Consider the following 11,798-nt stretch of genomic DNA (forward strand, 5'->3'; position numbering starts at 1 on the left):
CGCTAGAAGCAATCAAAAATACCTGCGATTCTTTAGTATTTTTAAAAACTTGGATAATCTTTAAGCGATCGTTTAAATAATCTTTAAAGATATTTTCATAAATTGCTTTGTTCTCTTTAAGATAAACTTGGTAACCGCTAATTGTCTTGCTAAAAATCATTGCTATAATGGCTTTGAAATATTATCGTAGTCCTACACCCTACGCTTCTTTAGAATATCGGCAATCAAAAATGAAAGCTCTACTGCTTGACTTGCATTAAGACGCGGGTCGCATTGCGTGTTATAGTTACAACCTAAATTTTCTTCTGTAATTGCTTGCATACCACCTACACATTCTGTAACATCTTCTCCTGTCATTTCCAAATGCACGCCTCCAGCGTAAGTGCCAATGCTTCTATGTATCTCAAAAAATGCTTTCATTTCGTCTAAAATACTATCAAAAGAACGTGTCTTATAACCGCTGCTAGCCTTGATAGTGTTGCCGTGCATTGGGTCAATGCTCCAAACAATTTCTCGCCCCTCTTCTTTAATAGATTCCAATAGTTTTGGTAATTTATCCTTGATGACTTCTGCACCCATACGAATGATGAAATTTAAACGTCCTGCTTCATTTTGAGGATTTAGAATCTCACAAATACCCAAAATATCTTCCCTGCTCGCTTGAGGTCCGATTTTCACACCCAATGGATTTTCTACACCGCGTAAAAATTCCAAATGTGCGCCATCAAGATTCCTTGTCCGCTCACCAATCCACAGCATATGAGCTGAACAATCATACCATTTATTTGTTAAATGGTCCTTTCGCGTCAAAGCCTCCTCATAATTTAGCAATAAGGCTTCGTGCGAAGTAAAAAACTCTGTTTCGTGAAGAGTGGGGGTGTTTTGCGCAGTGATTCCGCAAGCCTCCATAAATGCTAAGGCTTGCGTAATTTTATTTGCCATATTTTGAAATCGTTCGCTTTGCGCACTATTGACGAAATTAAGATTCCATTTTTGCACTTGATTTAAATCTGCCAAACCTCCTTGTGCAAAGGCGCGAATCAAATTAAGCGTGGCAGCGGATTGATTATATGCCTGCAAGATTCGTTTAGGGTCTGCTTCTCTTGCTGTGCTATCAAACGCAATTCCATTGATAATATCCCCACGATAACTAGGCAATGTGATGCCATTAGAAGTCTCTATATCACTTGAACGCGGCTTGGCAAATTGTCCTGCCAATCTCCCAACCTTTACAATTGGACAAGCTCCAGCATAGGTTAGCACAACAGCCATTTGCAAGATGACTTTAAATAAATCCCGAATCCGAATCGCATTAAAATCTGCAAAACTCTCTGCGCAATCGCCCCCTTGAAGCAAAAACGCTTCACCTTTGGAAACTTTTGCCAAACGAGCTTTAAGAGTTCTTGCCTCACCTGCAAAAACCAAAGGAGGATATTTGCTAAGTTCTTTTTCAACGGCTTCTAGCGCATTTAAGTCTTTATAAACGGGCTGTTGAAGGGCAGTTTTGTCTCTCCAACTCTTTGGATTCCAATTTGTATTTTGCATTGATTTTCCTAAATACATTTAAAATTAAAAATAAATTGGCAATTCTACCCAACAAAAAATAAAACAACCCTTACCGAATCCTATTTGCCTAGATAAACTTGTCTTGGACGTGTGATTCTAGCGTGTGGATTTTTAATATGTTCCATCACTTGCGCACACCAACCTGGCATTCTACCAATCACAAACATCGGAGTAAAAAGCTGCACAGGAATCTTTAATGCGGTTAAAATGATTCCACTATAAAAATCCACATTAGGATAAAGATTTCTTTCTTTGAAATAATCGTCATTCAAAGCGACTTCTTCTAGTTTCTCTGCAATTTCACTTAAACGCGCATTCATTGTAATGCCTTTTTTGTTTAGCTCATCTTTTAAAGCCTTAATAGCTTTTGCACGGGGGTCGTAGCTCTTATAAACACGATGTCCAAATCCCATTAATCTAAAGGGGTCGCTTTTATCCTTTGCTTTTGCAACAAACTTATCTACATTTTTTACATCGCCGATTTGCTCTAACTGCACCAAAACTTTCTCATTTGCTCCGCCGTGTGCAGGTCCCCAAAGTGCATTGATTCCAGCAGAAATTGCTGCATAAGGATGTACGCCTGTGGAAGCGACATTACGCACCGTTGTTGTGGAAGCATTTTGTCCGTGGTCTGCGTGGAGGGTAAAGATTTTATCCAACGCTTCTACCTCAAGCGCAGAGATTTCTTCCTCTCCTTTTAGGGTATATTTCAGTCTTCCTCCCGGATACGCACGCAACATATAGAGGAAATTCTCTACATAGCTACGACTTACATCGGGATAAATCAAAGGTGCGCCAATAGAATTACGATAAGAAAAAGCAACCAAAGTTGTGATTTTTGCAATGATTCTGCGCGCCATTGTTTGATAATCTTCCTCATCGTCCATTTCCTTGTGGTCAAAATGAAAAGTAGAGAGTGCTGCAACCGCAGAACTTAGGTTTGCCATAGGGTGTCCTCCATCAGGAAACGCACTAAAAATATTAATCAAACCCTCGTGCAAAAAGGCTCTATGGCGCAACTCTAAATCAAATTCTTTGGATTCTTGTTCATTCTTTGGAGCTTCCCCTGTGATAAGCAATTTTGCCACATCTGTAAATTTATATTTTTCAACAATCTCTTCAACCGGGATTCCTTTGTAAAGTAACTGCCCATTTTTGCCATCTATATAGCTAATTGTAGATTCGCAACCTGCGGTTGAACCATATCCGGGGTCATAAGAAAAAATATTCGCGCGTTCAAATAATTTGCTAAAATCTACTGCCTTAGGACCGCGTGTGCAGTTAATAAGGTCAAAATCAAACTTTTCACCTGTTTCATTGTTGATTAATGTAATTGTTCCCATACATAACTCCTTAAAAAATCAAATTTTATTTATTTTAACGAACTTTTTTTAAAAAGTGTAAAAAAAATTTAAATTTTTGCAAAAATTTTAAAATCTGCTATTTTTTTACACATTTTTAATTATAGATAATATCTATTTCACTCTTTGGTTGAAAGTCAAAAATATGAGATTCTATTGCGGGATTGACTTTAATATTCTCAAATAAAATTTCAATTTTATTGTTTAAAGAATCCTTGAAACTAATTTGTTTTGGGATTCCATTTTCCAAATGTAAATCATATTTTTGCTTCAAAATCACCGCCTCGTAGTGATTTTCTGTAATTTTTTGCGCATTTTGCAGTAAATAAAGCAAATTCATATTTTCTTGCAGCCGCGTAAAAATTGCCTGTTTTAACTTCGGCTCATAGATAATCATTGTGCCCTCTTGGATAAAAATCTCTTTAGGAATCGGGCTAGTATAACTCCACCGCACGCTTGAAGGTGCAAGTGCTTGAATTTTGCCTTTATAGACAATTTGATTTTGTGCATTCTCTTCAAAGGAATACAAAGTTTGTGTAAAATCCGCGCTAAAAGATTGGATTTCTTTTAAGGATTGCGCATTGACAAAAGTCGCAAAAAACAGCATTGCGATTCCGCTTTTAAATAGAATCTCAAGGCAAAATTGAAACAATTTACACATTCAATGCCTTTAATGCTTAGAATCTTTGTGCAGAAAATACAATCCCACTGCAAGCGCCAAAATAGAAATCGCAAAAAATAACATATCTTGCGTATTTTTCATTCCCATATTCAGCACTTTAGAGAAAAACGCTACAATCAAAGCCATTACAATAACTTTTGCAAGCTTATCTTTTAGCTGGTCTAATGTGTGGATTTCTAACACTTTGGAATCCTTTTCATCTTTAATTTGAATCTTTGCAATAAACAATTCATAAAGTCCAAAGGAAAAAATCAATAACACCACTGCAATCAAATACAAATCCACTGCCATAATAATTACATTTAACAAAAGATGATGAATATCCGCGTCTGCCCCCAATGAACCAATATAATACAGATAAGTTTGCTTTGCAGCTTTGAGTATATCCACACTCGCAACGATAAACAACAAAATAGAACCAACTAGAGACAAAAGGACGGCTAAAATAATGAAAAGCCGTGCATTCCACATTAATTTTTCAAAAATATCTTTCAAGCGAATCCTTAAAAAAATGCAAATTATACCAAACTTTTAGAATCTAAACTCATTAATTTTATTCTCCATTTCTACCGCTCGGCTTTCTAGCTCATTAGAAACTGATGAGATTCTATTCATCTCGCTTGCGATTCCTTGTAGGTTTTGATTAAGCGTTTTATTGTTTTCTAAAAGCATTTCCGTATCCTTACTTAGCACTGAAGAGCTGTCAATCGTTTCTTGTGCTAGAGTGCTGATGATTTGGATTTTTTCTACCACAGAGGAAATGGTTTCTTGAATCGTTTGGGATTCCTCTACAATATGATAAAAGCTTTTTGCATTTTGTGTAATTTGACTACTTACTCCGCTGATAGACTGCACGATTGTGTTAATGATTGCATCAATCTCATTTAAAGACTTTTGTGTTCTTTCTGCAAGTTGTCGCACTTCATCAGCCACGACAGCGAATCCTCTTCCGTGTTCTCCCGCGCGCGCTGCTTCAATAGCAGCATTCAAAGCCAAAAGATTCGTTTGTGAAGCAATATCATCAATTGCCCCTAGAATCCCTTTAATGTTTTGTGCTTCCTTATCCAACAAGGAAACGCTATGCACCAAATCCTCTTGCACCTGTGCGTCTTGTGCAATGTTTTGGGTAAAATCTGCAATGATATTAGAAGCATTATCCAATTCCTTTTTTGCTGCAAGCACATCTTGCATCGTTGCATTTGTTTTTTGGATATTATCCTCTAGCTTTTTTCCTACTTCTTTGCCTGTTATTTCTGTCCGATTAGACAACTCAAACCCTTCTTGTGTGCGTCCTGAAACTTCTTGAGCACTATCAAGCAAATTCTTGGAAGTTTGCAAGTTTTCTTTACTTTGGGGAGCTAATTGTAAGAAAATTTGCCGAATCGCCTCAAGAAAATCATTCATTGCTTGTTGGATTACGCCTATTTCATCAGAACTTTTTGCAACCACAAATTTTTTGCTGATGTCTTTTGTATTCTTCAATTCAACCAGATATTTTCGCATTAAACGAATCCTAAAGGTAATACTATGCGCAATCAAATAACCTACTGCCAAAGTAATGATGACCACAATGCTTGCAATACTAAGCATAAACCAAAAGCTGAAAAAATTTGCTTTTTCAATCTTTGCAATTTGTTCTATCAAACCTTTTGCCAATCTATCTTCAACATTTTTTAATAGATTAATTTTCTGTGTAATAGTGCCAAACCAATAAGTTGCTTTGACTCCAAATCCCCCATCTATAAAATGTTCCATTGCAATTTTTCGCATTCTTTCCACTTCCGAAAAACTCTTGTCTTCAGTCATCTTGAGATAATATTGATAATCTTCGTTACTTGCATAACGTTTAAAATCCTCTAAGAAAATATTTTGCGCAATCGTTAAAGCAATGAAACGATTATAAATGCCTGCTGCAAACTTATCCGCTCCAAAAGTATTTGAAAGCACGGCACGTTCTTGTCCTGCATTTTCTTTGGCATTCAAAAAATTCACATAAGCAACAAGATTCCTTGTAATTTGGTCATTCGTGCTGATATTGATAATCTCCACAATAGATTGAATATTAGAGGCAATCGTGCCGGTATAATAACCCAAAATATCTCCCACTTTAACATTTAAAGAATCCACTCCCTGCCGAATCCCATTGATTTGCCCAATTCTATCAAGAGAAATTTTTAAAGAATCTTGAATATTTTTTGGATAAGTTTGCAAATTAAACTCTTGCAAAAAATCGTGCAATTCTTTGATTTTTTCGTCGCTTAATTTGCGTTGATTTTGTAAAGCCTCTTTGAAGTCGTTACCTTTTGAACCCAAAAATCCAGCCGAAGTTCCGCGCTCTTTTTGCAATTCGTGAATCACAAGAGAAATCTTAGTTGCTAGCGTTACGCCGTGCTTTAGCAGCACAGATTCCTGCGCAACTTGATACCTTTCGCTGACTAAAACAAGCGAAAAAGCAATCAGAGTAATTAGAGGAATTAACATCAAGCAAATTAATTTAACCCCGACTTTTAGATTATTCAAAATAAACATTATTTCTCCTTATTTTGCAAGCTTGACAATCAAATTCTGTTTTTTAATTATTTGATTTTAAGAGTAATTCTACAATTTTTTCTCAAAAATAAATCCGATTTAAATCAAATATTGAGTCTCTTTATTTAATTTTAGCAGAATTTTTATACAATATATTTCAATATTTCACAAATTGCACGAAGGAGAATTTATGAGAAAACATTTATTGTGCAGTTTCATTGCTTTGATGGCTTGTATGTCTTTTAGCGCCTGCTCTTCTACTGCTCTTACAAATCGTTCGCAATTAATGCTTTTGAATAGCCAAGAAGAAATCGCATTAGGAGAACAAAGCGCAAAACAAGTTTTACAACAATCCAAAGTCAGCAATAACCAAAAACAAGCACAAATGATTCAGCGCGTAGGACAAAGAATCGCAGATGTCGCGGAGCGTCCGGATTTTGTTTGGGAATTTTATCTTTTAGAGGACGAGCAAGTTAATGCCTTTTGTTTGCCCGGAGGTAAGGTGTTTGTTTATACAGGATTAATGCCCCTTGTCGCAAGTGATGATGAACTTGCTGTCGTATTGTCTCACGAGATTGCCCACACGATTCTGCGACACGGAGCAGAACGAATGAGTATGCAGACGCTTCAACAAATCGGGGGAGGATTATTAGGGATTATCGTGGGTTCTGCAGTACCTGAATATAGCAATCTTTTCAATCAAGCTTACAGCATAGGAAGTAATGTGGGCGTAATGTTGCCCTTTAGTCGTTCTCACGAACTAGAAGCAGATAAAGCAGGCATTCTTTTAATGCAAAAAGCAGGTTACAATCCCAAAGCCGCTATTAGCTTTTGGCAAAAAATGTCAGAGAATGGCGAGAAAAGCTCCTCTGACTTCCTCTCCACCCACCCAAACGATTCTAAACGAATCGCAGAGATTGAAAAATTGCTTGCACAGCAAGAACAAAATAAATAGCTCTGTATGCGTCCTTACGAAGCCCTTTAGGGCTGTGGCTATAATTTTACATAAAATAAAAATCTACTACGCGTCATTGCGAGAATGTGTAGCATTCGTGGCGTGCGTTGCGAAAGCAACTCACCCACACTTGCAAATCCACAGCCATTTCTTTAGCGATTCCATTGCGCCAACAAAGTCAAAAAAACATTCTGGAGCGATTCTACTTCACTCAAACGCACACACTCGTTAATGGAGTGAATGCTATCGTTGCACACGCCACATTCCACTACACTCACTCCATATTCCGCAAAATACCGCGCGTCGCTTGTGCCTCCACTCGTGCTAAGCTCTGGAGCAAAACCATTTTGGGAGTCTAGCACTTTTGCAATTCTTTGCACAATCAAGCTTTGCTTGTCTGTTAAAAAAGGCTTAGAGCTTTGGTTTAACTCTAAAGAATGCGGAATCTTGGCAAGCAAGTTTTCTAAATATCGGCGCAAATCCTCTAAACTCGTCTGCGTAGAATTGCGCACATTAAACATTATCTTTAAATCTTGTGGCGTAACATTCACGACTTCCAACCCCCCGCGAATGTCTGTAATCACAAGCTTGCTTGGCTCAAACTCCGCACTTCCTTTGTCTAGCTCATATCCTGCGATTTGTGGAAGATAAGGCGCAAGAATCTCCACAGGATTTACGCACTTCTTGGGATAGGCAACGTGCCCTTGCTTGCCAAAGATTTTTAAGATTCCATTGATAGAACCGCGCCTCCCGACTTTTATCATATCGCCAAACCTCTCCACGCTCGTAGGCTCGGCAACAATCGCAAAATCAGGCAACAAATCACGTTCTTTTAAGCATTCTAAAGTATATTTTGTGCCAAAAATTGCCGCGCCCTCCTCATCACTTGTGAGAAGCACAGAGACGATTCCACTCAATCCTTGTAATCTTGTGGAATCGCTAGAATCTTGCGCCCTTTGGGATTCCACATTTGCGCCTTTTGTGGAAGTTTGCAAGTTTTGCGATTCTAAACAATCCACAAACTCCCGAATCGCACAGACAAAAGCCGCTACCCCTGCTTTCATATCTTGCGCGCCCCTGCCATAGAGGAATCCCTCCTTTATCGTAGGATTAAAAGGCTCACTCGCCCAACCCTCGCCCGGTGGCACGACATCAATATGCCCCGCAAAGCATAAATGCGTTTTTGCACCCTGTAATTCCGCGTTAGAATCGTTAGAATCCACCCTTCGCGATTCCGCATTGCACGCATTCAAATCCTTGTAAAGAAAAAGATTTTTCACACCCTCTTTGTTAAACTCTAATGCTTCAAAATCGTGTAAAATCTCTCTAATATACGCATAGATTCCACATTCTCGCGGCGTGATAGTTGGATAAGTGATGAGCTGCTTTAAAACCTCTATGCTATTGGTTTGTCCTTTTACTTTGGGTTGCATTGGAATCCTTAATTAAATTTATTTTAATTCTTATAGAATACTTTATTATAGATGAGTAGAATGTTTTTATCATAAACAAAACCAAATTTAAAGAAGCTTAAATTGAGAAAATAATAGAATCCTGCGCAGGCAAAGCTTCCTCTTTTATCTTTAGAAATATAAATCTTGCGAGTAAGCCAACTTCTTGTCTTGATGACTTTTAAGATATTTACTCAGACTTGATAGTCTCTATTTGATATGCCTATACCGCTCCGCAAACTCTACAAATCAAATCATTAGAAAAAGTGTTCATAATCACTCTTTCCCCCTCCTCTTTTAATGGCTATAGGGGGGAGTGTTTTATTTCAAAGTGGAGATTTGATAGAGTGAGTGGCTTTTGCTCCTAACATTCCTTACCACCATATTCCCAATCTCACATAGCCTGTATGGGATTGAGTTTTGTCTCCTAAGATTCCATTATAGTTTAAGGATAATTCCATATTTTCTAGAATATTATAAGTGATTCCCACATTAGTAAAAGCAAAATAATCCGAACTTCTCACTTCTTCATTTAAAGGGAATCCAGCAGCAATTCCTCTGACTTTTCCGTCTTCATAAAGATTCCAATAAGCTCCTAAGGAAACATTATATTTGACCGTTGGGTTTGCTGCCCTTTGCCATCTTAGAGCAGTAATTACATCTACAAAGTTTGCATCTTCAGAATAATAATGTTCTTTGATGCTTCCATAATTTAGCGTGTAATTCTCCATACTAGTCCCTTGATAAGCTAGTCCAATCTCTGGAGAAAGCACGGAGTTATCATAGATATTATAAATATTTGCTCCCACTTTGGATTCCATACCATAACCTATGCTTTTTGGCTTTGCTTTTGCCTCTCCCCTCTCATAACCTCTATTGATTTTGTATTGACTTCTACCTAATTTTGCATTTCCTGATAGATAATACTCCACCAATCCTTTTCTATGCAAGACATTATAATAAGAAACTCCCATAAGAAACGAAGTATCATTAATATCTAAACCCCCATTGAAAGAAGGACTACTAAGACCTTTATCTGCTCTTTCATATCCAAAAAAGCCCCCTACTATTCCTGCATCATTCTTTAAAGGAGTTTGGATTCCAGCAAGAAATCCTCTTGTGTGCCCTTTTATATCTCCACCTCCTATATCAGAAGAATCATAAGAGAAATAAGGTGCAATAAAAGTATAATATTCCCCTCCACTTTTATTAGCAATAAATATATCATCTAATTCTCTAAGCAAATCTTCATCGCTCCAAATTTGCGCAGTAGATTCTGCATTCTCTGAAAGAATCATATCTTGAGTGAGTGAAGCATATTTTTCTGACTTGCCAAGATTATAAGATTCCAAAGATTCAAGATTAGATTCTTTGGAATTTTCAAAATTCGTTTGAAAGTTTTTAATGCTAAATTCTTTAAGAATAGAATTAATTCTAATATCTCTTAATCGGCTATTGGTGATAAGAGATTGAGAGACTTTAGAGCCAGAGAGGGCGGAGGTATCAAGCGTAAGGCTTGCTGCTTGTCCTCTTTTAGCATAAAAATCATTTAAAATTACACTTGAATTTCTAACAAAAACACTAAACTCACTTTCATTGCCGTTTTCATCTAGCCCTATGATACAATTTTCATTTTGGCAATTACTACCAAAGCTAACGCCTTGTTCCTCAATTAAATCTTCTAGTGTAAGCCCCTCTCTTTCAACTTGAGCAGTGATTTGTTTGATAAAGATTCCACCCTTTACCCCTGCATCAACTTTTAGTTTATTAAAGCGTGTGGGAGAAACATTTTCAATCGTAATGGCTTTTAGGGTATTATTCTCATTTTTAATATGCAAATCGTCATTTGTCAAACCAATGTTCCCTGTGGAAGCTAATATCATTGTGCCACCATTCTGATTTACGATTCCACCAGCAAGTGTGCCTGTGTTGGTTAGATGAGAGATTGTGCCAGAGTTGGTAAGTGTCTGAGTAATCGTGCCACCATTGGTAAGGTTGGAGATTGCACCAGAGTTAGTGAGAGTATCTATCGTGCCTTGGTTGTTATTGAGATTCCCAATTGTGCCACTATTTGTGATTCCTCCAGAAATCGCACTTGTGGAAGTAAGCGTTTGGATTGTGCCTTGATTGGTAACTCCATTATTAATAGATTCTGCAGTTAGAGCATTAATATTTCCACTATTAGTAATTCCATTTTGAATGGAATCTACATCAAGAGAAGAAATTGTGCCACTATTTATGATTTGATTGGCAACTCGCAACATAATATCACTAATTGTGCCTGTGTTGGTTATTCGATTGTTAATCGTCCCATTTGTAGATTCCACTCTCTCTATTTTACCCTTATTTTCAAAATTATCTATCGTGCCTTGGTTGGTGAGAGTTTCTATCTTACCACTCGTTTCGTTAGTGAAATTATTAATGTATCCCCTATTATTGTTGTTGTCAATCCTTGTAATCTCACCCGAGTTAGAGAGATTAGTAATGGTTCTTTGGTTAGAGATACTATTAATAATGCCACCATTGTTATTATTCAAAGTGGTAATTGTGCCAGAATTATCAATTCCACTACTTGTTCCTTTTATCTCTCCACTATTATTAATTGTAGTAATCGTGCCCCCATTGAGGATTCCTTTGTTGCCCTCACCGATTGTACCATTATTGGTAAGAGTGGTGATTGTGCCATAATTATCAATTCCGTTACTTGTTCCTGTCATCTTTCCACTATTATTAATTGTAGTAATCGTGTTACCACTACTGTTATGAATAGCCCATCTTGCACTTATTGTTGCATTATTTTGATTATTAATCGTTCCAATATTGGATCGATTTCTATTTGAAATCCCATCATCTCCATTTGTTGAAATTGTGCCTTGATTGTCAATTGTGTTAATAGTAGCATTGTCTACACTGATTCCTCGCCTTCCTCCTTGAATTGTCCCTTTATTCACAACTTCATTTATTGTAGTATTTCGATTTATCGTTACTGTTCCTTCTCCTGCCGTTCCTGTTACCGTTGCTCCTGGTTGAATTTCAACGTTTGCATTAGAAGGTGTGTTAGAAGAGTTTATAGTAACTCTAGATTCTGTTCCTATGGTGCATTGATTTCCATTGCAAGTGTAAGCATATGCAGAAGAAGAAAAAACAATCATTGCACAAATGGTAGATAACTTTAAATATTGTGGGAAATTAGAGACTTTGGATTGGTCGCAAATATTGGATTGAAAGGATTGGCTATTTAAATCATGTAAATG

General features: G+C 37.2%; 9 protein-coding genes. 1 reads left to right on the forward strand and 8 read right to left on the reverse strand.

The window, feature by feature from the left end; genetic code table 11:
• The 6 genes from K2N75_RS09215 to K2N75_RS06325 all read right to left on the reverse strand — a co-directional run.
• Positions 1 to 160: lipopolysaccharide core heptose(II) kinase RfaY (locus K2N75_RS09215; RefSeq protein ID WP_363318435.1), on the reverse strand; the 160-nt coding region annotated here is incomplete at its 3' end.
• 32 nt (positions 161 to 192) lie between these two features.
• Positions 193 to 1,545, reverse strand: a complete 1,353-nt coding sequence (locus tag K2N75_RS06305; protein ID WP_297681282.1) for a class II 3-deoxy-7-phosphoheptulonate synthase — start codon at positions 1,543 to 1,545, stop codon at positions 193 to 195.
• 80 nt (positions 1,546 to 1,625) lie between these two features.
• Positions 1,626 to 2,909: a citrate synthase gene (locus K2N75_RS06310; RefSeq protein ID WP_297681284.1), complete on the reverse strand. Its 1,284-nt coding sequence runs from the start codon at positions 2,907 to 2,909 to the stop codon at positions 1,626 to 1,628.
• A gap of 115 nt (positions 2,910 to 3,024) precedes the next feature.
• The gene (lolA, locus tag K2N75_RS06315; protein ID WP_297681286.1) at positions 3,025 to 3,588 is read right to left on the reverse strand and encodes a LolA-like outer membrane lipoprotein chaperone; all 564 of its coding nucleotides are present in this window, start codon (positions 3,586 to 3,588) and stop codon (positions 3,025 to 3,027) included.
• A 9-nt stretch (positions 3,589 to 3,597) separates the two neighbouring features.
• Positions 3,598 to 4,080: a YqhA family protein gene (locus K2N75_RS06320; protein WP_297681294.1), complete on the reverse strand. Its 483-nt coding sequence runs from the start codon at positions 4,078 to 4,080 to the stop codon at positions 3,598 to 3,600.
• A gap of 60 nt (positions 4,081 to 4,140) precedes the next feature.
• Entirely contained in the window at positions 4,141 to 6,138 is a 1,998-nt protein-coding gene (locus K2N75_RS06325; protein WP_297681288.1) for a nitrate- and nitrite sensing domain-containing protein, read from the reverse strand.
• 190 nt (positions 6,139 to 6,328) lie between these two features.
• Here K2N75_RS06325 and K2N75_RS06330 point away from each other — a divergent pair, with 190 nt between their 5' ends.
• A complete protein-coding gene (locus tag K2N75_RS06330) occupies positions 6,329 to 7,093 on the forward strand; it encodes a M48 family metalloprotease (RefSeq protein WP_297681290.1) in 765 nt (254 codons plus the stop codon).
• 152 nt (positions 7,094 to 7,245) lie between these two features.
• On the opposite strand, the gene dapE is transcribed toward K2N75_RS06330, so the two are convergent.
• Positions 7,246 to 8,526, reverse strand: coding sequence for a succinyl-diaminopimelate desuccinylase (dapE, locus tag K2N75_RS06335; RefSeq protein WP_297681291.1), 1,281 nt, complete (start codon positions 8,524 to 8,526; stop codon positions 7,246 to 7,248).
• Positions 8,527 to 8,918: 392 nt separating this feature from the next.
• A complete protein-coding gene (locus tag K2N75_RS06340; protein ID WP_300120176.1) occupies positions 8,919 to 11,261 on the reverse strand; it encodes a hypothetical protein in 2,343 nt (780 codons plus the stop codon).
• Between the last annotated feature and the right edge of the window lie 537 nt (positions 11,262 to 11,798).

The sequence above is a fragment of the Helicobacter sp. genome (assembly GCF_029067145.1).
Taxonomy (GTDB): Bacteria; Campylobacterota; Campylobacteria; order Campylobacterales; family Helicobacteraceae; genus Helicobacter_D.